General features: G+C 64.5%; 14 protein-coding genes, 1 tRNA gene and 3 pseudogenes. 10 read left to right on the top strand and 8 right to left on the bottom strand.

The features are described 5' to 3' along the window. Positions 1-7 precede the first annotated feature (7 nt). Positions 8-208, bottom strand: a complete 201-nt coding sequence (locus tag ACSKB9_RS03215; protein ID WP_026192767.1) for a DUF3072 domain-containing protein — start codon at positions 206-208, stop codon at positions 8-10. Positions 209-269: 61 nt separating this feature from the next. Here ACSKB9_RS03215 and ACSKB9_RS03220 point away from each other — a divergent pair, with 61 nt between their 5' ends. Both ACSKB9_RS03220 and ACSKB9_RS03225 read left to right on the top strand, forming a co-directional pair. Beyond that, positions 270-581, top strand: a complete 312-nt coding sequence (locus tag ACSKB9_RS03220) for a hypothetical protein (protein ID WP_438071637.1) — start codon at positions 270-272, stop codon at positions 579-581. A 169-nt stretch (positions 582-750) separates the two neighbouring features. Continuing rightward, complete coding sequence (locus tag ACSKB9_RS03225) at positions 751-933, top strand: hypothetical protein (RefSeq protein ID WP_225646739.1); 183 nt, start codon at positions 751-753, stop codon at positions 931-933. Between the two features lie 15 nt (positions 934-948). On the opposite strand, the gene ACSKB9_RS03230 is transcribed toward ACSKB9_RS03225, so the two are convergent. Then, the gene (locus ACSKB9_RS03230) at positions 949-2,934 is read right to left on the bottom strand and encodes a PAS domain S-box protein (RefSeq protein ID WP_438071639.1); all 1,986 of its coding nucleotides are present in this window, start codon (positions 2,932-2,934) and stop codon (positions 949-951) included. 394 nt (positions 2,935-3,328) lie between these two features. Between ACSKB9_RS03230 and ACSKB9_RS03235 the strand changes: the two genes are divergently transcribed. The 5 genes and pseudogenes from ACSKB9_RS03235 (at position 3,329) to ACSKB9_RS03255 (ending at position 15,297) form a co-directional block, all read left to right on the top strand. Next, positions 3,329-9,511 (top strand): HAMP domain-containing protein, encoded by a 6,183-nt coding sequence (locus ACSKB9_RS03235; protein ID WP_438080030.1) that lies wholly within the window; start codon positions 3,329-3,331, stop codon positions 9,509-9,511. A 16-nt stretch (positions 9,512-9,527) separates the two neighbouring features. Next, positions 9,528-11,023: pseudogene (locus ACSKB9_RS03240) on the top strand (sensor histidine kinase). Positions 11,024-11,106: 83 nt separating this feature from the next. Continuing rightward, the gene (locus ACSKB9_RS03245) at positions 11,107-12,264 is read left to right on the top strand and encodes an HlyD family secretion protein (RefSeq protein WP_438071640.1); all 1,158 of its coding nucleotides are present in this window, start codon (positions 11,107-11,109) and stop codon (positions 12,262-12,264) included. Further along, a complete protein-coding gene (locus ACSKB9_RS03250) occupies positions 12,261-13,874 on the top strand; it encodes a DHA2 family efflux MFS transporter permease subunit (RefSeq protein WP_438071642.1) in 1,614 nt (537 codons plus the stop codon). The genes ACSKB9_RS03245 and ACSKB9_RS03250 overlap by 4 nt, the downstream gene beginning before the upstream one ends. 79 nt (positions 13,875-13,953) lie before the next feature. Then, positions 13,954-15,297, top strand: a complete 1,344-nt coding sequence (locus ACSKB9_RS03255) for a PQQ-dependent sugar dehydrogenase (protein ID WP_438071644.1) — start codon at positions 13,954-13,956, stop codon at positions 15,295-15,297. 18 nt (positions 15,298-15,315) lie between these two features. Here ACSKB9_RS03255 and ACSKB9_RS03260 read toward each other — a convergent pair whose 3' ends face one another. Further along, the gene (locus tag ACSKB9_RS03260; protein ID WP_028332011.1) at positions 15,316-15,573 is read right to left on the bottom strand and encodes a hypothetical protein; all 258 of its coding nucleotides are present in this window, start codon (positions 15,571-15,573) and stop codon (positions 15,316-15,318) included. A gap of 201 nt (positions 15,574-15,774) precedes the next feature. Here ACSKB9_RS03260 and ACSKB9_RS03265 point away from each other — a divergent pair. Further along, positions 15,775-16,594 (top strand): annotated as a pseudogene (locus ACSKB9_RS03265) (aminoglycoside phosphotransferase family protein). A 12-nt stretch (positions 16,595-16,606) separates the two neighbouring features. On the opposite strand, the gene ACSKB9_RS03270 reads toward ACSKB9_RS03265, so the two are convergent. Both ACSKB9_RS03270 and ACSKB9_RS03275 read right to left on the bottom strand, forming a co-directional pair. Further along, positions 16,607-16,774, bottom strand: a complete 168-nt coding sequence (locus ACSKB9_RS03270; RefSeq protein WP_016847764.1) for a hypothetical protein — start codon at positions 16,772-16,774, stop codon at positions 16,607-16,609. An 82-nt stretch (positions 16,775-16,856) separates the two neighbouring features. Continuing rightward, positions 16,857-17,317 (bottom strand): annotated as a pseudogene (locus tag ACSKB9_RS03275) (winged helix-turn-helix transcriptional regulator). A 151-nt stretch (positions 17,318-17,468) separates the two neighbouring features. Between ACSKB9_RS03275 and ACSKB9_RS03280 the strand changes: the two are divergent. Beyond that, entirely contained in the window at positions 17,469-18,389 is a 921-nt protein-coding gene (locus tag ACSKB9_RS03280) for an alpha/beta fold hydrolase (RefSeq protein ID WP_438071646.1), read from the top strand. Positions 18,390-18,396: 7 nt separating this feature from the next. Here the strand turns inward: ACSKB9_RS03280 and ACSKB9_RS03285 are convergent, their stop codons facing one another. Next, positions 18,397-18,951 (bottom strand): SGNH/GDSL hydrolase family protein, encoded by a 555-nt coding sequence (locus ACSKB9_RS03285; RefSeq protein ID WP_438071648.1) that lies wholly within the window; start codon positions 18,949-18,951, stop codon positions 18,397-18,399. Between the two features lie 298 nt (positions 18,952-19,249). Further along, positions 19,250-19,339 (bottom strand) — tRNA-Ser (locus ACSKB9_RS03290). 158 nt (positions 19,340-19,497) lie between these two features. On the opposite strand from ACSKB9_RS03290, the gene ACSKB9_RS03295 reads away from it, so the two are divergent. Next, positions 19,498-19,968, top strand: coding sequence for a low molecular weight phosphatase family protein (locus ACSKB9_RS03295; protein WP_438071650.1), 471 nt, complete (start codon positions 19,498-19,500; stop codon positions 19,966-19,968). Here ACSKB9_RS03295 and ACSKB9_RS03300 read toward each other — a convergent pair. Continuing rightward, positions 19,922-20,386 carry an NUDIX domain-containing protein gene (locus ACSKB9_RS03300; RefSeq protein ID WP_438080031.1) on the bottom strand — a complete coding sequence of 155 codons (465 nt, stop codon included), beginning with the start codon at positions 20,384-20,386 and terminating at the stop codon, positions 19,922-19,924. The two genes, ACSKB9_RS03295 and ACSKB9_RS03300, sit on opposite strands and share 47 nt — an antisense overlap. Between the last annotated feature and the right edge of the window lie 317 nt (positions 20,387-20,703).

Genomic DNA, 20,703 nt, shown 5'->3' on the forward strand with positions numbered 1-20,703 from the left:
GGACGGTTCAGAAAGAATCCGCTAGCGCGATCTCCGCCTTCAGCGCGTCGATGCGCCGTTCGGCTTCCTCGGACGTCAGGTCGCGCGCGTACTGGTTCGGCTGATAGGCCTCCTCGGCAAGGCTCCTCAACCGCAGCGCCTGGGCACGGGTCATCAGCCCGCCAAGCCGCTCTGCAACCCCACCATATCTTACCGCTGCCACGCTCATTGCTTGCCTCGCTTGCTGGATCGTGACTTGACAATATGTTCTATTTTTGTTCTAACAGAGCATGGACAATAAGATCAATGAAATTCGGCGCAAGATCAGCACGTTGCGAGCTGAGATGACTCTGATCGAGGCGTCGATCCGGGATCAGGTCAACCGCGACCTCGATTGCAGTGAAGCATCGTACCGGCTGATGGCGATGCGAGCCGAAGTGGCCCAACTGGTCGGCCGGTGGAAAGCCGCCGGCGGCGGCGAGCGTCTCCCCACGGTCCGGGAGCGGCTCACCCGGAGCTTCGAGGACCGCGCCGGCACGAAGGTCAAGGGGGACAAGGACAAGGCGAAGCCTACGCCCGGTCACAGCAACGCCCGGGTGTGATCCGGCGGTTCGCCCAAAGAGGGGAGCCTCGAACACCGGCTCAGGCCCAAATCAGGTTTCAAGGAAGGAACCCGGACCGCAGGATCTGCATTTTCTTGTGGTGAGAGCCAATACCATAGCATCGCCCAGCGCCATGATCGCCGATCCGACCGCGCCACCGCGGGCATCGATGAATGACGATCGCAGTCCACTGCTGACGCTGATCTCCTGCATCAGCTGCATCAGGACGATGCGGCTCGAGAGCAGCCATCCGGGCAGCGAGGGCAGGGATATTCTTCAGTACCGCTGCGAGCAATGCAGCCGTATCGAGCGGGTGCAATTGGTGCGGCGAAGCTGGCCGGCGGAACGCTAGCCGTTCGATTTTGAACTAGGAGCGGGCTTTCGCCTTTGGTCTTGCCGCGACGTCATGCGCGGCGGCATCGAACTCGCTCGAAGCGTTGCCGGATGGCCCGCTCTTCGCGCTGCCGACGCCGTGCCCCGTCAACTTTGCGAGTTCGCGGCTGAGGTCGTGGATGTGGTACGGCTTGCGCAACACCGGAAAGTCGGACCTCACGTCGCGCGCGCTCGCGCTGTAGCCTGTCGTCAGCAGGATCGGCAGCTCGGGCTTTCTGTCCCGGATCGTGCGCGCCAGCTTCAGTCCATCAATCCTGCCGGGCATGACGATGTCGCTGAACACCACATCGATTCCGTTGGCGTCGATCTCCGACAAGGCGGCCTCCGCGTTCGGGGCCCAGCGCACGGTGTAGCCGAGCTGTTCGAGCAGGCCCGTGCTCGCATCGGCGACGGCAGGATTGTCCTCGATCAGCAGGATCGTGGCCAAGCCGGGCGTGCTGTGCCCCGTGGCGGTGCGCTTTGCGGCCGCGGTCCCCCGCGGCAGATAGATGCTGACCGTCGTGCCCTTGCCGAGCGCACTCGTAATCTCGACCCGTCCGTCCGCCTGGTGCGCGAAGCCGTGAACCTGGGACAGCCCAAGGCCGGTCCCTTTGCCGATCGGCTTGGTGGTGAAGAAGGGATCAAAGACCTTGTTCATGACATCGTCGGGAATGCCTTCGCCGGTGTCGGTAATGCTGACGACCACCTGGGCGGCTTCCGGGACATTGCGCGCCGCGACGGTCAGCGTGCCGCCGCAGGTCATCGCATCCCGGGCATTGACCACGAGGTTGATCAGCGCGGTCTCAAATTCCGTCGGATCGACGAAGATCGGCCAGAGATCCGGTCCGATCTCCATGTTCAGCTTGATCGCGCCGCCGAGCGCGCTGGTCAAAACCTCTCGCACCGCGGCGATCCTGTCAGCGACGCTGATGGTCTGCGGATTGACCTGCCGACGCGCGAAGGTGAGGAGCTGCCTGGTCAGGGACGCGGCACGCTCGGATGCGGTTTCGATCGCGGCGAGTGCAAGCGTGCCCCGTTCGCTCGTCACCTCGCGCTTGATCCGGTGCAGATTGCCGGAGATGATCATCAGCAGGTTGTTGAAGTCGTGCGCGACGCCGCCGGTCAGTTGGCCGAGCGCATCCATCTTTTGCGATTCCGCAAGCTGACGCTGCACCTGTTCGAGCTTCTGATGCGCGTCGCGCCGCTCGGAAATATCCCGGGTGATCTTGGCGAAGCCGACCAGGCTGCCGTCGGTATCGCGGATCGGATGAATCACGACGCTCGCCCAGAAGAACGAACCGTCCTTGCGGACCCGCCAGCCTTCCTCCACGTAATGCCCGGTCTCTTCCGCGATCTTGAGCGCATGGGCGGGCTTGCCGGCAGCCTGGTCGGCCGGCGTATAGAACCGCGAGAAGTGCTGGCCGATGATTTCGCCGGGCGAATAGCCCTTGATGCGCTCGCCGCCGGCGTTCCAATTGGCGACGATGCCGGCCGGCGTCAGCATATAGAGCGCATAGTCGGTGACATTGCTCACCAGCAGGCGGAACTGGCTTTCGCTGGCCTCGAGATCCGCGCGCGCCTGATGCCGCTCGGTGATGTCGCGGGTGACCATTGTGTAGCCGACGAGCTTGCGCTTCTCGTAGATCGGATCGATGACCACAGCGGCGTAGAATTGCGACCCGTCCTTGCGGACGGACCAGCCTTCGGCCGCTGAGTGCTTCTCCTTCCGCGCCATCTGCAGCGCTCTCTCCGGAACGCCGGATGCGCGGTCTTCGGCAGGATAGAAGACCGAGAAGTGCTGGCCGAGGATCGCCTTGGCCGGATAGCCCGTGATGCGCTCGGCGCCCTTGTTCCAGTTGATGACCCGGCCATCGGAGCCGAGCATCCAAATGGCGTAGTCGACCACGCCGCCAGCGACCGGCCGACAATCGTGCGGGCTCTCGACGATGCCCCGTTTGGGTTGTTCTGATTTCTTAACCATCACCGATCCTGCCCCCGCCCGAAACGCGCGGGGGCAGTCAATGTTCCATGCGAGCGCGAGGACCGGGCGATCAGGGCCGGCTCTGTCGTTCTTCAGAAAAGTTCGGCCAACGGTCGGAACTTTTGGTTCCAATCGCGATTAAGGTACTCGGTTTGCGTCACAAATTGCGGTTTTGGCGTTTTCCCGCTTGAATAGATGCTTGAATAGATCAAGGGCAGTCATTCTTATGGTCACACTGGCTTTTCCGAGTTTCTGCGATTCGCGGCCAGCGCGTAGGGGAAATTACATGACCGATGTCGGTTCGTCGCCTCGTCCCCGTGCTGATACGCGCCGCAGCCAGCAATCAAACGGAAGCTTCGATTCTTCGCATGACCTGCTGCAGTCGCTGCAGGCGATGCGCGCCGGCGACTTCTCGGTCCGGATGCGTGGCGACTATCTCGGCATCGACGGCAAGATCGCGGACGCCTTCAACGAAATCGCAGCCGCCAACGAGCGCATGGCGGAGCAATTGGCGCGCGTCGGCCAGGTCGTCGGCCGCGAGGGACAGACCCGCCAGCGCGTCAATTTCGGCCTCGCCAGCGGCGCCTGGGCCGATATGGAGAGCTCGGTCAACACGCTGATCGACGATCTGCTGTGGCCGACCCGCGAGGTCACCCGCGCGGTCGCTGCAGTGGCGCAAGGCGACCTGCTGCAGACCGTGCAGCTCGACGTCGAGGGCCGGCCGCTGCGCGGCGAATTCCTGCAGTCGGCGAACATCGTCAACACGATGATCAAGCAGCTCTCGGTGTTCACCTCGGAGGTCACGCGCGTGGCGCGCGAAGTCGGCACCGAGGGCAAGCTCGGCGGCCAGGCCCAGGTGCCGGAAGTGACCGGCGTCTGGAAGGACCTGACCGAGAGCGTCAACTCGATGGCCAACAACCTGACCGGCCAGGTTCGCAACATCGCCGAGGTGACGATCGCGGTCGCCAACGGCGACTTGTCCAAGAAGATCACGGTCGACGTTCGCGGCGAGATCCTGCAACTGAAGGAAGCCATCAACACGATGGTCGATCAGCTGCGTTCGTTCGCTTCCGAAGTGACGCGCGTGGCGCGCGAGGTCGGCACCGACGGCAAGCTCGGCGGCCAGGCGATCGTGCCCGGCGTCGCCGGTACCTGGAAGGACCTCACCGACTCCGTGAACGCGATGTGCGGCAACCTGACCGCCCAGGTACGCAACATCGCCAACGTGACCACGGCCGTGGCGCGCGGCGACCTGTCGCGCAAGATCACGGTCGACGTCAGCGGCGAGATTTTGGAGCTGAAGGACACCATCAACACGATGGTGGACCAGCTCAACTCGTTCGCCTCGGAAGTGACGCGTGTGGCGCGCGAGGTCGGCACCGAAGGCAAGCTCGGCGGCCAGGCCCAGGTGCCCGGCGTCGCCGGCACCTGGAAGGACCTGACCGACAACGTCAACTTCATGGCGTCGAACCTGACCGCGCAGGTCCGCAACATCGCCGACGTAGCCACCGCAATCGCCGGCGGCGACCTCTCGAAGAAGATCACGGTCAACGTGTCGGGCGAGATCCTTCAGCTGAAGGAAACGCTGAACACGATGGTGGACCAGCTCAACGCGTTTGCATCGGAAGTGACGCGCGTGGCGCGCGAGGTCGGCACCGAAGGCAAGCTCGGCGGCCAAGCCAACGTGCTCGGCGTCGCCGGCACCTGGAAGGACCTGACCGACAACGTCAACTTCATGGCGTCGAACCTGACCGCGCAGGTCCGCAACATCGCCGCGGTGACGACGGCGGTCGCGGGCGGCGACCTCTCCAAGAAGATCACGGTGGACGTGCGCGGCGAAATCCTCGAGCTGAAGGACACCATCAACACGATGGTCGATCAGCTCAACGCGTTCGCGGGCGAGGTGACGCGCGTGGCGCGCGAGGTCGGCACCGAAGGCAAGCTCGGCGGCCAGGCCGAGGTGCGCGGCGTCGCCGGCACCTGGAAGGATCTCACCGACAGCGTCAACTCGATGGCCTCGAACCTGACCGCGCAGGTCCGCAACATCGCCGAGGTCGCGACCGCGGTGGCGAAGGGCGACCTGTCGAAGAAGATCACGGTGAACGTGTCGGGCGAAATCCTTCAGCTGAAGGAAACGTTGAACACGATGGTGGACCAGCTCAACGCCTTCGCGGGCGAGGTGACGCGCGTGGCGCGCGAGGTCGGCACCGACGGCAAGCTCGGCGGCCAGGCCGAGGTGCCCGGCGTCGCCGGCACCTGGAAGGATCTGACGGACAGCGTCAACTCGATGGCCGGCAATCTCACCGCGCAGGTGCGTAACATCGCCGAGGTCGCGACCGCGATCGCCGGCGGCGACCTGTCGCGCAAGATCACCGTCGACGTGCGCGGCGAGATCCTTCAGCTGAAGCAAACGCTGAACACGATGGTCGACCAGCTCAACCGCTTCGCGGGCGAGGTGACGCGCGTGGCGCGCGAGGTCGGCACCGACGGCAGCCTCGGCGGCCAAGCCAACGTGCCCGGCGTCGCCGGCACCTGGAAGGACTTGACCGATAACGTCAACTCGATGGCCGGCAACCTCACCGCGCAGGTCCGCAACATCGCCGAGGTGACCACCGCCGTGGCGCGCGGCGACCTGTCGCGCAAGATCACCGTCGACGTGAAGGGCGAAATCCTCGAGCTCAAGAACACCATCAACACGATGGTGGACCAGCTCAACGCGTTTGCGGGCGAGGTGACGCGCGTGGCGCGCGAGGTCGGCACCGAGGGCAAGCTTGGCGGCCAGGCCGAAGTGCCCGGCGTCGCCGGCACCTGGAAGGATTTGACCGACAACGTCAACTTCATGGCGTCGAACCTGACCGCGCAGGTCCGCAACATCGCCGAGGTCGCGAGCGCGATCGCCGGCGGCGACCTGTCGAAGAAGATCACCGTGGACGTGCGCGGCGAGATCCTGCTGCTCAAGGACACCCTGAACACGATGGTCGAGCAGCTGCGCTCGTTCGCCGCCGAAGTGACGCGGGTGGCGCGCGAGGTCGGCACCGAGGGACGGCTCGGCGGCCAGGCCGTGGTGCCCGGCGTCGGCGGCACCTGGAAGGACCTCACCGACAACGTCAACCTGCTGGCGGCGAACCTGACCACCCAGGTACGCAACATCGCCGAAGTCACCACCGCGGTGGCGCGCGGCGACCTGTCGCGCAAGATCACGGTCGACGTGAAGGGCGAAATCCTCGAGCTCAAGAACACCATCAACACCATGGTCGACCAGCTCAACGCTTTCGCCGGCGAGGTGACGCGCGTGGCGCGCGAGGTCGGCACCGAGGGTAAGCTCGGCGGCCAGGCCGAGGTGCGCGGCGTTGCCGGCACCTGGAAGGACCTCACCGACACCGTCAACGTCATGGCGGTCAACCTGACCGAGCAGGTGCGCGGCATCGTCAAGGTGGTGACCGCGGTCGCCAACGGCGACCTGAAGCAGAACCTGACGGTGAAGTCGAAGGGCGAGGTGGCCGCTCTCGCCGACACCATCAACAACATGACCGAGACGCTTGCGACCTTCGCCGAACAGGTCACCAGCGTGGCGCGCGAGGTCGGCGTCGAGGGACGGCTCGGCGGTCAGGCCAACGTGCCCGGCGCGGCCGGTACCTGGAAGGATCTCACCGGCAACGTCAACCTGCTCGCGGCCAACCTGACCTCGCAGGTGCGCGCGATCGCGGAAGTGGCGACGGCCGTGACCAAGGGCGACCTGACGCGCTCGATCCAGGTCGACGTCCGCGGCGAGGTCGCCGAACTCAAGGACAACATCAACACGATGATCGGCAACCTCCGTCTCACCACGGAGCGCAACACCGAACAGGACTGGCTGAAGACCAATCTGGCGCGCTTCACCAACATGCTGCAGGGCCAGCGCGATCTTGCGACCGTCGGCCGGCTGCTGCTGACCGAGCTTGCGCCGCTGATCAACGCGCATATGGGCGTGATTTACCAGGTCGACAATCCCGAGAATGCGCAGTTGCGCCTGTTGTCGGCCTATGCCAGCGACAGCAGCAATCCGCATCCGCAGATCGTCCAGTTCGGCGAGGGATTGATCGGCCAATGCGCGCTCGACAAGCGTCAGCGCCTCGTCTCCGAGATTCCCGGCGATGCGGTGCCGATCAATTCGGCCTTGATGCGGATCATGCCGAAGAACCTCGTCGTGTTTCCGGTGCAGTTCGAGAACCAGGTCAAGGCGGTGATCGAGCTGTCCTCGATCTCCTCGTTCACGACCTCGCAGATCACCTTCCTCGAACAGTTGACCGACAGCATCGGCATCGTGCTCAACAGCATCGAGGCGACGATGCAGACCGAGGCGCTGCTCAAGCAGTCGCAACAGCTCGCCGGCGAGTTGCAGACCCAGCAGAAGGAATTGCAGCAGACCAACGATCAGCTAGAGCAGAAGGCCCAGCAGCTGGCCGAACGCAATGTCGACGTCGAGCGCAAGAACCAGGAAATCGAGCAGGCGCGGCGCGCGCTGGAAGAAAAGGCGACCGAGCTGTCGCTGACTTCGAAGTACAAATCCGAATTCCTCGCCAACATGTCTCACGAGTTGCGGACGCCGCTGAACTCTATCCTGATCCTGGGCCAGCAGCTCACCGAAAATCCCGACGGCAATCTGACCGGCAAGCAGGTCGAGTTCGCCCGCACCATTCACGGCGCCGGCACCGACCTGTTGAACCTGATCAGCGACATCCTCGATCTCTCCAAGATCGAGTCCGGCACGGTGACGGTCGACGCCGAGGAAATTCTGACATCGAGCCTGCTCGAGACCGTCGGACGGCCGTTCCGGCACGAGGCGGAGAACCGGCACCTCTCGTTCAGCATCGATGTCGACGCCAATCTTGCGCGCAGCATGGTGACCGACTCCAAGCGGCTGCAGCAGGTGCTCAAGAACCTGTTGTCGAATGCGTTCAAGTTCACCGCGGAAGGCGGCGTCAGCCTGACCGTGTCGGCCGCGCTCGGCGGCTGGAGTGTGGAGCATCCGATCCTCAACGCGGCGCCTGCGGTCGTTGCGTTCGAGGTGTCGGATACCGGCATCGGCATTCCGCAGGACAAGCAGAAGCTGATCTTCGAGGCGTTCCAGCAAGCCGACGCCGGCACCAGCCGCAAATATGGCGGCACCGGTCTTGGACTGGCGATCAGCCGTGAGCTCGCGGGTCTGCTCGGCGGCGAGATCCATCTGCGCAGTGCGACGGGCAAGGGCTCGACCTTCACGCTCTATCTGCCGCTGAAATATGCCGGCCCCTCGGTGGCGCTGCGCCCGCAGGCTCGACCGATCGCGATGCCGCACACGCCGGCGCCGGCGCTGCAGGTGTCAGGCGCGCAGGAGCGTGTGATCGAGCAGCTTCCGGACGACCGGCTCGATCTCGAGCCCGGCGACACCATCCTGCTGATCGTCGAGGACGATCCGCATTATGCGCGGGTGCTGATCGATCTGGCGCGCGACAAGGGCTTCAAGGTGCTGGTCGCAAGCCGCGGCGCCGAAGCGCTGGATCTGGCCAAGCAGTTCCAGCCGAGCGCGGTGTCGCTTGACGTCTTCCTGCCCGACATGCTGGGCTGGACGGTGCTGAGCCAGCTCAAGCACAATCCGCTGACCCGTCACATTCCGGTTCAGATCATCACGCTCGACGAGGACCGGCAGCACGCGCTGGCGCGCGGCGCGTTCTCCTTCGTCAACAAGCCGACGACGACGGAAGGCGTCAGCGCTGCGCTGTCGCAGATCAAGGAATACGCCAGACCACGCCGCAAGCGCCTGCTGATCGTGGAGGACAATGCGGCGGAGCAGCTCAGCATTACCGAACTGCTCGGGCACGAGGATATCGAGATCGTGACCAGCGGCACCGGGGCAGGGGCGCTCGCAACGATGCGCGAAAATCCGTGCGACTGCGTCGTGCTCGACCTGCGCCTGCCCGACATGAGCGGTTTCGAGGTGCTGGATCAGATCCGCAAGGACGAGACGCTGTCCAATATTCCCGTTGTCGTGTTTACGGGCCGGGAACTTTCAGCGGAAGAAGACGCGGAACTGCATACGATGGCGCGCAGCATCGTCGTCAAGGGCGTGGAATCGCCGGAACGTCTGCTCGACGAAACGTCACTGTTCCTGCACCGTGTGATCACGGAATTGCCCGTCGAAAAACAGAGGATGCTGGAGAAGCTCAATAGCTCCGACGAGGATCTTATTGGCAAGACCGCACTGCTGGTCGACGACGATGCCCGCAACATCTTCGCGCTCTCGAGCGTGTTGGAGCGGCGAGGTATGAAGGTGTTGACTGCGACAACCGGTCACGAGGCCATCTCGCTGGTCGAATCCGATCCCAAGATTGCGATCGTGCTGATGGACATCATGATGCCGCAGATGGACGGTTACCAGACCATCGGCGCCATCCGGCAAAACTCCGCCTTCGCGCGGCTGCCGATCATCGCGCTGACCGCGAAGGCGATGAAAGGCGATCGAGAGAAATGCCTGGAGGCAGGCGCGTCCGACTATCTGGCGAAACCCGTGAACACCGAGCAACTGCTGCTGGCGATCCGCATGTGGCTGCACCGCTGATCGGCGATCGAACATGATGGACCACGAAAAGGTAAACATCCTTCTGGTCGATGACCAGCCGGCGAAGCTGCTGGCCTATGAGGTCATCCTGAAGGAGCTTGGCGAGACGCTGGTCGCCGCGTCGTCGGGCCGCGAGGCGCTGGAGTTCCTGCTCAAGAACGAAGTCGCGGTCATCCTGGTCGACGTCTGCATGCCGGAGCTCGACGGCTTCGAGCTCGCGGCGATGATCCGCGAACATCCGCGCTTCCAGAAGACCGCGATGATCTTCATCTCGGCGATCCAGGTCAGCGATATCGACCGGCTCCGCGGCTACGAGATGGGCGCGGTCGATTACGTGCCGGTGCCCGTCGTGCCCGAGGTGCTGCGGCAAAGATCCGCGTGTTCGCCGAGCTCTACCGCAAGACACGACAGCTCGAACGCCTCAACGCGGAGCTCGAGGACCGCGTGCGCGCACGCACCGCCGAGCTCGAGCAGTCGACCACGCGACTGGTCGAAAGCGAGGCACGCCGCAGCATGGCGATTGCGGCCGGCAAGATGGGTTCGTGGGACTGGGATTGGGTCAACGGCGACTGGATGTGGGACGAGGGGCAATACAAGATCTTCGGCGTCGACCCGAAATCCTTCAAGCTCACCTCCGACAATATACAGGCGCTGTTTCATCCCGACGATGTCGAGCACCTCCGACAAGCCTGGACCGGCTTCGGCAAGGGCCAGACGTCCTATGAAACCGAATTCCGCGTCATGCGGCCGGACGGCGAAGTGCGCTGGTGCGTCGGTACAGCCGCGGCCACCAGCGACCGCAACGGCAAGGTGGTACGGGTGAGCGGCGTCACCGTCGACATCACCGATCGCAAGAAGGCCGAGGAGCGGCAGAGCCTGTTGACCCGCGAGGTGGACCATCGCGCCAAGAACGCGCTCGCGCTGGCACAATCGATCGTGCGGCTGACGCGCGCGCAGAACGTGACCGCCTATGTGCGGGCGGTCGAGGGCCGCATCACAGCGCTGGCACGCGTTCACACCGTGCTGTCGCTGTCGAGCTGGCAGGGCGCCGAAATCCGGCGGCTGGTCGCCGAGGAGATCGCGCCGTATTCGGAAGCCGGACAGATCCAGATCGACGGCGAAGAGGTGCAGTTGCAGCCCGCGACCGCGCAGACCTTGGCGCTGGCGCTGCATGAGCTCGTCACCAACTCCGCCAAATACGGTAGCCTGTCGGTGCTGTCGGGCCGGCTTGCGATCACCTGGGAACTGCACGACGAAACGTTGATCCTGGCCTGGGTGGAATCCGGCGGACCTCCCGTGACCAAGCCGAAGCAGAGAGGTTTCGGCACGAGAAGCGTCATCGCCAGCATCGAGACCCAGCTCGGCGGCCGCGCCGACTTCGATTGGCGCACCGAGGGCCTGGTGTGCCGGCTCACGGTTCCGCTCAAGGCGCTGGCTGGAGAGCCCGCGGCCTACCGCGATTTGTCGACGGCCGAGCAGCGCCAGCCCATGGTCAGTTCCAGGGCCGTGTAGCGCCTCCCATCGAACAGGAACCAAGCGCCGGACGCTGCGGTTAACGGGGCTTGATCGCTCCATTCGTGGCTTGAGGTGCTGCCTTGGATGCCCAAACCCGAGAGCGCGGGCCGTCCGGGGAGAAGCCGCGGCAGCCCGAGCGCAACCCCGAGCAAGGATCGCGACCCGACCGCGGATCCGCGCCACAGCAGGAAACCGAGCGCAAGCCATCGATGCGCGACCGGCTGCGCGAGCACTGGCTGCTTGCCACAGTCGGCGCCTGTCTGCTCCTGCTCGCGATCATGGGTGGCGTGAGCTATTGGCTCAACGTGCGTCACTATGAATCGACCGATGACGCGTTCGTGGCCGCACGCAGCTTTGCCGTGGCGGCGAAGGTCGGCGGCTATGTCGTCGAGGTCCCCGTCACCGACAACCAGCACGTCAATGCCGGCGATCTCCTCGCGAGGATCGACGAGCGCGACTACAAGATATCAGTCGATCAGGCCAGCGCACAGGTCGCGGTCGCAGAGGCCAATATCGCCAATGTCGAAGCCCAGATCGACAGCCAGCAGGAGCAGATCAAGGAAGCCAAGGCGCAGCAGCAACAGGCCGAGGCGCAATTGAAGTTCGCGCGGGAGGAGGCGGAGCGCGCCCAGAACCTCGTCGAAAAGGGCGCGGGCACGGTGCAGCGGCAGCAGCAGACCCGCTCGGATCTCGACGCCCAGCAGGCCAATGCCAGCCGCGCCAGAACGGCAGTGACTGCCGCCGAGCTCGGCGTCAAGACGCTCGAGGTTCAGCTCAAGAGCAGCAAGGCATCGCTGGAGCAGGCGCAGGCCCAGCTCGATCAGGCCAAATTGAACCTGCAATATACCCGCATCGTCGCAGCGCAATCCGGACGCGTCGTCAAGCTGAGCGGCGCGGTCGGCACTTATGTGGCGCCGGCCCAGAGCGTCATGATGTTCGTTCCTGACGAGGTCTGGATCACCGCCAACTACAAGGAAACGCAGCTGACGGACATGCGCCCGGGCCAGCCGGTCGAGATCAGGATCGATGCGTATCCGGGGCGCAAGCTCACTGGCCGCGTGGCTTCGGTTCAGCCGGGCTCGGGCACTGCGTTCAGCCTGCTGCCGGCGGAGAACGCGACCGGCAATTTCGTCAAGGTCGTGCAGCGCGTTCCCGTGAAGATCGTGATCGACAATTGGCCGAATGACGTTCCGATCGGGCCGGGCATGTCGGTCGTGCCCTGGACCAGGGTGCGATGAGCGACGTTGCGGCAGGCGGCGGCGCGGCCTGGTCGCCGGAGCGTTCTGCTGCCGGCGGACATAATCCTTATCTGATTGCCTTCGTCGTCTCGATCGCGACCTTCATGGAGGTGCTGGACACCACGATCGCGAACGTGGCCTTGCGCCATATCGCCGGCGGCCTGGCCGTCGGCATCGACGAGAGCACCTATGTGATCACCAGCTATCTGGTCGCCAACGCGATCGTGCTGTCGATCTCGGGCTGGCTCTCGACCGTGATCGGCCGCAAGCGCTTCTACATGATCTGCGTCGGCACCTTCGCGTTCGCGTCCCTGCTGTGCGGGCTTGCCCGGAGCCTGGAGGCGCTGGTTCTGTTCCGGATCATCCAGGGCCTTGGCGGCGGCGGGATGGCGACGAGCGAGCAGGCGATCCTCGCCGACTCCTTTCCGCCGGCCAAGCGTGGCCAGGCGTTCGCGATCTACGGCGTCGCGGTGGTGGTTGCTCCCGTGGTCGGACCAACGCTCGGCGGCTGGATCACCGATACCTATAGCTGGCACTGGATCTTTCTGATCAACGTGCCGATGGGCTTGCTATCGCTGTTCCTGGTCGGGACGCTGGTCAAGGAACCGTTCGGCGCCGAGCAGGAGCGCAGGGAGCTCCTCAAGGACGGCCTGCGCGTCGACTACATCGGCTTCGTACTGGTCGCGATCGGGCTCGGTTCGCTCGAATTCGTGCTCGACGAAGGCCAGCGCAAGGACTGGTTCGGGTCCAACATGATCGTCGGCTTCGCGCTGGCCTCGGCGATTTGCCTGATCGCGCTGATCCCCTGGGAGCTGACGCGCAAGGACCCGATCGTCGATCTCCGCCTGCTGGGACGTCGCCAGTTCGGATCGTGTTTCCTGGTGATGCTGTGCACCGGCGCGGTGCTGATCTCGTCGACGCAGCTCCTGCCGCAACTGTTGCAGACCGAGCTGAACTATACTGCCCTGCTTGCGGGGCTCGCACTGTCGCCCGGCGGCATCGTCACGCTGATCTTGATGCCGGTGGTCGGCCATCTGGTCAGCCGCGTCCAGCCGAAATATCTGATCGCGATCGGCGGCTGCATCGTTGCATTCTCGATGTGGCATCTGACGGGACTGAACGGCGACATCACCTATGGCTATGCCGCGCTCGCACGCATCTTCCTCTCCGCCGGGCTTCCGTTCCTGTTTCTGCCCGTCACGACGGCCTCATATGACGGCGTGCCGCCGGACAAGACCAACCAGGCCTCGGCACTGATCAACGTCGCGCGCAATATCGGCGGGTCGATGGGCGTCGCACTCGCCCAGACCGCGCTGGCGCAACGCCAGCAATTCCACCAGAGCCGGCTGGTCGAACATGCCGCGCCGTCCGACATCGGGTATCAGCAGACCATCGACACGATGACGCGCTTCTTTGAGGCACAGGGGTCGAACGCATCGGACGCCGCGTCCCAGGCGGTCGCCTGGGTCGGCCAGACCTTGCAGCGGCAGGTCGACCTGCTCGCCTATATCGACGTGTTCTGGATGCTCTCGATCATCGGCCTCGTGATGATCCCGCTGGCGCTGATCATCAAACCGGTCGATCTGACGGCGCCGCCCCAGGGACATTAACGCAGACGACATTGTGAACGCGGGAGCGGCCGAACCGCGCTATGAACGGCGTGGCCGAAGGAAATCGCGCGAGGAGCTTATGCCCAGGACAAATCTTGCCGGTGCGGGTCTGTCGGCCGTCTTCCTTGCGGCGATCAGCATCACGCGGTCGGGCGCCGAGCCCGTGCTGAAAGGCGCGGAAGCCTTCGGCGACTGGCAACGCGACAAGCCGGGCACGGTGCGCCTGATCACGCCGCAGGACTTGCCCAAGCCCGGGGCAACGGCGTCGAGCAGCAAGTTTCCGCGCGTCATGCCGAGACCTGCATCGGTCGCGCCGCAGGTGCCGGCAGGGTTCAAGGTCGAGCTGTTTGCGAGCGGGCTCAGCGGCCCGCGGATTATCCGGACAGCGCCCAATGGCGATATCTTTGTGGTGGAAACCGGCTCCGGCCGCATTCGTATCCTGCGCAGCGCCGACGGCGCCACCAGGCCTGCGACCAATGACGTCTACGCAACCGGATTGAACCAGCCGTTCGGCATCGCGTTCTTCCCGAGCGGCGACAATCCGCAATGGCTCTATGTCGCCAACACCGACAGCGTCGTGCGCTTTGGCTACCGTAACGGCGATCTCAAGGCGTCGGGAAAGCCCGAGACGATCGTCACCCGGCTACCGCACGGCTACGGCCATTCCACGCGTGATATCGCGTTCACGCCGGACGACAAGCGGATGCTGGTGTCGGTCGGCTCCGCCGGCAATGCAGGCGAGGGGCTCGGTCGCCCGCCGAAGGGCATCGAGGCCTGGAGCCGCGACCATGCGCTCGGCGCTGCCTGGGGCGACGAGACCGACCGCGCTGCCGTGCTCGCCTTCGATCCTGATGGCAAGAACCAGAAGCCGTTTGCCACCGGAATCCGCAATTGCGTCGGACTTGCGATCCAGCCCGGAAGCGGCACGCCGTGGTGCTCGACCAACGAGCGTGACGGCCGCGGCGACAACCTCGTGCCCGACTATGTGACACGGGTCCGCGAAGGCGCGTTCTACGGCTGGCCCTGGTACTACATCGGCGGCAACGAAGACCCCGCGCATGCCGGCGCGCGGCCCGACCTGAAGGACAAGGTGACGGTCCCTGACGTGCTATTGCAGGCCCACTCGGCGTCGCTTGGCCTGACCTTCTACACCGGCAGCAGTTTTCCGCCGGGATATCGCGGCGATGCGTTTGCCGCCGAACACGGCTCGTGGAATCGGTCGAAGCGCACCGGCTACAAGGTCATTCGCATCAGGCTGAAGGACGGCGTACCGACCGGCGAGTACGAGGATTTCGTCACCGGCTTCGTCATCGGCGACAATGAGGTCTGGGGCCGTCCGGTCGGTGTGACGGTCGCGCGCGACGGCGCACTGCTGGTCTCCGAAGACGGCAACGGCACGATCTGGCGCGTCAGCCGCGACTAATGCTCCAGACGGCGCGCGCTAGCCGAGCCCGTCCTTGAGGCCATATTCCTCGTAGATGGTCAGGGGATCGGTGTCGGGAAACAACCGGCACTTGGCCTGCGCAAGATGCAGCGTGACGGCGCCGGCCTCACATCTGGCGGTCAGGATTTTACGGACATCCTCCATATGCGCGCGCGGCTGATGCTTTGTCGGCAGCTGTTCGAGCGCCACCAGCGCTGTGGCCAGGGCCTCCGTGACCACCCATTCGTCGTGTCCGGTAATTCCCTTTCGCGGCATCGCCACACCCTCCGTAGCACCGGCTGCGACATTGTAGCGCGAGATGGGTGGGGGCTGTCATCAGCCAACATGGGCAGGGCAGCGGGGAACCGGTTCGCGTGACCCTGCCACGATGCGCCGCAGGGAACCGGCGTGGCAGCGCGCGGAAGCAATGATTAGAACCACGAGGGTCGCTTCTTCGTCCCCGGTCAGTCCACCCAAATGTTCGCTCCCTATCTCTCGGCCTGGAGTTCTTGTCCCCGACGGCGACCCGATCGTGACGCACGCCGCACGGTTGCTGCCGGTGCGCCGGCATGGGGAGCCGGCCATGCTCAAGCTCTCGCACGAGCCGGACGAACGCCTCGGTGCCGTCGTGATGGAGTGGTGGGACGGCGAAGGCGCGGCGCGGGTTCTTGCCCGTGACGGCGACGCCCTTCTGCTCGAGAGGGCGACGGGATCGGCTTCGCTCAGCGAAATGGCGCGAACCGGCCGGGACGACGAGGCCTGCAGGATTCTCTGTGCAACGGCCGATCGGCTTCACGCCGAGAGAGCGAAGCCGCGGCCGGATCTGACGCCGCTGACGCACTGGTTTCGTGAGTTGTGGCCCGCGGCGAGGGCGCATGGCGGCATTCTGAACCGATCGGCGGAAGTTGCCGAAGCTCTGCTGGGCGATCAGCGTGAGATCGTGGTCCTGCATGGCGACCTGCACCATGACAACGTGCTCGACTTCGGCGCGCGCGGCTGGCTTGCGATCGATCCGAAGCATCTTGTCGGCGAGCGCGGCTTCGACTTCGCCAACATCTTCACCAATCCGGATCTTGCGGATCCGACACAGCCGGTCGCGACCGAACCCGGACGCTTTGCGCGGCGGCTCGACATCGTCGTGAAAGCAGCACGGCTGGATCGCCGGCGCCTGCTGTCATGGATCGTGGCCTGGACCGGCTTGTCGGCCGCATGGTTTCTGGGGGATGACGATCCGCTCGCCGAAATCGACCTTACGATTGCACAGTTCGCCGCCAATGAACTCGACCGGATGGCGTAGGGCGCGCAGCGACTACGCCGCCGCGGCGCTGGCTCCACTCAGCGACACGCTCAGAATCCGCCACTTCGAGATATCGAAGAAATAGGCGGCCTTGATGCGTGCGGAAGCGGGGTCCGGCGCCTGAATCGCGGTGTGGAACTGCCGCGTCCCATCGCTCAGCGAAATCCGGAATGTCTGCATTGGTCGAACCTCCACGCGCGGATGCTGCGGCACGGAGAGTTAACATCCGGTTGCCGTTGACGGCGCGCGCGACACGCTTGCTTCACTCACTCAGGTGAAGCCGCGGCAGCCGCACCATCGTGTCCTCCGCGCCAACGACGCGTCCATCTTGCGCGCGCAATTCGAGCCGTCGCACCGGCAGCCCGTTCTTGCGGTCGACCAGCAGCACATGCGCCTCATCGGGCTCAAGAAGAAATCCTCACCCCACTGCCGGAGCGCCACGAGGAGCGGGAAGAGGCCGCGTCCCTTTTCGGTCAGCACATATTCCTGGTAAGGGCTGCCGTCGCTTGCGGGCACCGTCTCCATGATGCCGTGCGCCAGGAGGTTGCGGAGCCGGGCCGAGAGGATGTTCTTGGCAAGCCCGAGGCTCTTCTGAAATTCGCCGAAGCGGCGCAGCCCGTCGAACGCATCGCGGACAATCAGCAGCGACCACCAGTCGCCGATCGCATCCAGCGGCCGGGCAACGCCGCACATCGAGTCCCTGTGGCTCACTCGCTTGGCCATCGTGATCCTCAACACTCATTCCCTGGGCGGTGATCGGGCGCTCAGTGCCGCGGCCGGAAAACCACCCGATCGTGGTTTCGATATATTGGTTGCAAAGTAAAACCTCAAGCGATACACAATGGTTGCAAATTAAAACCTCTCGAGGTCCACCATGATCCAAGCCGACGCCGCGTTCGACGGCACCTTTCCTTTCGCACCGCATTTCAGCGCGGCGCCGGGCTTTCAGATGCATTATGTCGACGAAGGTCCGCGGGACGGCGAGGTGGTGCTTTGCCTGCACGGCGAACCAAGCTGGGGCTATCTGTTCCGCCACCTCGTGCAGGGCCTCAGTGCGACGCACCGGGTGGTCGTTCCGGATCACATGGGTTTTGGCAAGAGCGCGACGCCAGCGCATCGCAGCTATTGGCTGCAGGACCATGTCGACAATCTCGAAGCACTGGTCCGCGCGCTCGATCTCACCAACATCACGCTCGTCATGCATGATTTCGGCGGCCCGGTCGGCATGGGGCTAGCGGCCCGGCATCCGGGCCGGATTCGCCGCATCGTTTCCGCCAACGGGCCAACGCCGTTCGGGCAGAGCGATCTGTTCGATCGCGTCGCCGCCAACGCGCAGGTCTCGCCGTGGTTTCAATGGATCGCAAAGGCCGAGGTGAGCGGCGACCTTGAGCTGGTTCTCGGACAGCTCGGCTTCAACATTTTGAGCACGCTGAAGCTCAACGGATTTGAGAACAACGCCGTCATCACGGACGCCTGGCTCGCCGCCTACGGCGCGCACTTCGCCCGTCCGGCGGACTGCCTCGGTGCGATCGGCTGGGCCAAGGGCTTTGCGACCGGCGCGCATCAATTCCAGACGCCCGATCCCGCCGCCGACCGCTTGATCCGCAGCAAGCCTGCGCTCGCGATCTGGGGCGAGGCGGACCGCACGCTGCGCGCGGAGCATTTCCTGCCGCTGTTTTCCGCAATCTTCCCGACGGCGTCTGTCAGGCGCCTTGCCGGTGTCGGGCATTACTGCTTCGAGGATGCGCCTGAGAAAATCACCGGCTTGATCGCGGAGTTCATCCAACAAACGTGACTGCGCGTCACATCGTGCATTCCGCCGAGATCGCCGCCTCAAGTGCCGGCACCCAGGCCTTGTAGGCGGCCGCGGTGAAATGAATACCGTCGGCCATTTTCGCGCCGGGCGGCAGATGCGCATCGATGAACCGAACGCCACGCGCAACTGCGGCGGCTTCGATCGCCCGGTTGGTCGATTCGTCAGCTGCGACGGCGATGGCCACCAATGGCCGGGTCGACAGCGACTTGACGGTCTCGATGAGGTTGGCGAAGTCGCGTTGCGCCGTTGGCGATCCGGCGTCGTTCGCGCCGACCGCGAGGACGAGCAAGAACGCACCCCGGTCCTGCAGCACGCGCCCGGCGAGCTGCTTTGCCTCCGCGATGGTCTGACCGCCAACTCCGGCATTGACGACCGGACGTCCGCAGAGCTGCCGGGGCAGCGGGGCCATTTCGGTGATGCTGTCGCCAAGCACGACGATCGGCGCCGGCGCGTCGGCGAGCGCAGCGCGTATCATGAATTCGCGCACAGCCGCATGATCGTGAAAGGCGTGCTGAGACACTTCGCCGAAGCGGTTGCGCATCCTCTGCAGCTCCGCAAAGGAAGCGACAAAACCAATCAGAAAAGTAACGGCCAAAACCCAAGGTAGTGCGCGACGCATTGCTCCTCAGAGCTATCATCGCGGCTCCAGCCCGAGCAATATTCGGAAACACCCGCACAACTCCGGAGCGATCACTTTCTGCAGATCACGTCCTGCGGGAGGTGGCCGGATACGGCGGCGCACAACCCGTCACCTCCGTTGCGGCCATCTGGTGGTTGGCTATCGCGGCCGCTTTGGTCTCAGCTCTGAGCCCGGCTGGACAGCGCCCAATTGAAAGCGGTGGCGGAAGGGGTGGGATTCGAACCCACGGTACCCTTGCGGGCACGCCGGTTTTCAAGACCGGTGCCTTAAACCACTCGGCCACCCTTCCGGATCAAGGATCAGGCCCTTAGCGTAGGGCGGCGCCGAACGCAACGCGAACTTGGCGGCGAAACCCGGGCCGACCCGTCATTCGCCGGTCCGTGGGCCTGGGGCCCATGCTTGCAACGCCGTTGACCGCGAGGGCCCACCTTGGCCATGATGAGGCCCATGAAGCGTGTCCTCTTTCTCTGCACCGGCAACTACTATCGCAGTCGATACGCCGAGGAACTGTTCAATCATCTTGCAAGAGCCGAACAACTGGCGTGGCGCGCGTCCTCCAGAGGCGCGGCCGAGCGAGGATCGCCCGACAATGTCGGGCCGATGTCAGTCTTCACCGACGATCGTCTCCGCGCGAGCGGCATCGTTCCGGAAGGCGCGACGCGCTTCCCGCAGCCCTGTTCATTGACCGACTTCGACGACGCCGACCTCGTGATCGCGCTCAAGGAGGCCGAGCACCGTCCGCTGATCGAGCGCCGGTTCCCCGAGGTCGCCGACAGGGTGACTTACTGGCACGTGGACGATATCGACTTTGCTCATCCGTCAGTCGCATTGGCCATGATCGACGATCACATCCGCGCGCTGGTTTCGGCGCTCAGGTCATCGGTTCGCGCTTCAGAAAGATCTCCAGCGCAAACGTAGCCGGGCGCGCGAGCCTGCCGCCGATGCGTTCGAGGTCGTCGATGGCGACGATCTCGAGGCGGCCTTCGGTCACTGTCAATTGGTCGATGGGCACGTCGCGCGCGAGGAACATCTCGCCGCGAAGCGTGCCGTTTAGCGTTGCATGATCGGGCCCGGAATAGCGGCCGATCAACTCAAAACGCTCGGGCGGCAAGTAGTAGCCGATCTCCTCGTGGATCTCGCGCACCACGCATTCGAGGAAGGTCTCGGCGCCTTCCCGCCGTCCGCCAAACAGGCTGATCTTTCCGCGATCGGTAACGTGCGGGAGGTCGTCGCGCCGTTGCATCAGCAGCCGGCCATCTGTGCTGACGAGAAGGGCGGACGTTCCTCCCTGACACTGCCGGTCATCCGTACATCCTCTTCGGGAAACGGCGAGGATGCGTCACGAGTGGGGCGGGGAGAAGACAGCGCGTCTGCCGCAACCCGATTGGCGGGGAATGAGTAGGGGTAACCGATGCCCGTCGCACGGGCGCCGGTAGAATCTCAAAAACGTTCAGCCGAAAGCGAACGCCAGCAGGCTCGAGCACAGCAGCACGAGGCTTGCTGCGGTCAGGGTCAGAAACCCGTCGGAGACCAAATCGTGATTACGCATGATACACCTGCCTTCAATCGATGCTCATCCGAATTGATTAAAGCTTTCCGAACATTCACTCCTGGAAAGAGATGACGCGTCTTTCCGCCTTCAACGGACTGTCA

Source organism: Bradyrhizobium sp. BR 1433 (assembly GCF_051547665.1).
In the GTDB taxonomy this organism is placed as follows: Bacteria; Pseudomonadota; Alphaproteobacteria; order Rhizobiales; family Xanthobacteraceae; genus Bradyrhizobium; species Bradyrhizobium australafricanum.

Coding starts and splice junctions, on each gene's coding strand:
- ACSKB9_RS03260 (WP_028332011.1), bottom strand. CDS start 15,573: ATGCCGCGAAAGGGAATTACCGGACACGACGAATGGGTGGTCACGGAG.
- ACSKB9_RS03285 (WP_438071648.1), bottom strand. CDS start 18,951: ATGCGCAACCGCTTCGGCGAAGTGTCTCAGCACGCCTTTCACGATCAT.
- ACSKB9_RS03215 (WP_026192767.1), bottom strand. CDS start 208: ATGAGCGTGGCAGCGGTAAGATATGGTGGGGTTGCAGAGCGGCTTGGC.
- ACSKB9_RS03295 (WP_438071650.1), top strand. CDS start 19,498: ATGAAGCGTGTCCTCTTTCTCTGCACCGGCAACTACTATCGCAGTCGA.
- ACSKB9_RS03270 (WP_016847764.1), bottom strand. CDS start 16,774: ATGCAGACATTCCGGATTTCGCTGAGCGATGGGACGCGGCAGTTCCAC.
- ACSKB9_RS03280 (WP_438071646.1), top strand. CDS start 17,469: ATGATCCAAGCCGACGCCGCGTTCGACGGCACCTTTCCTTTCGCACCG.
- ACSKB9_RS03250 (WP_438071642.1), top strand. CDS start 12,261: ATGAGCGACGTTGCGGCAGGCGGCGGCGCGGCCTGGTCGCCGGAGCGT.
- ACSKB9_RS03230 (WP_438071639.1), bottom strand. CDS start 2,934: ATGGTTAAGAAATCAGAACAACCCAAACGGGGCATCGTCGAGAGCCCG.
- ACSKB9_RS03235 (WP_438080030.1), top strand. CDS start 3,329: ATGCGCGCCGGCGACTTCTCGGTCCGGATGCGTGGCGACTATCTCGGC.
- ACSKB9_RS03225 (WP_225646739.1), top strand. CDS start 751: ATGAATGACGATCGCAGTCCACTGCTGACGCTGATCTCCTGCATCAGC.
- ACSKB9_RS03220 (WP_438071637.1), top strand. CDS start 270: ATGGACAATAAGATCAATGAAATTCGGCGCAAGATCAGCACGTTGCGA.
- ACSKB9_RS03255 (WP_438071644.1), top strand. CDS start 13,954: ATGCCCAGGACAAATCTTGCCGGTGCGGGTCTGTCGGCCGTCTTCCTT.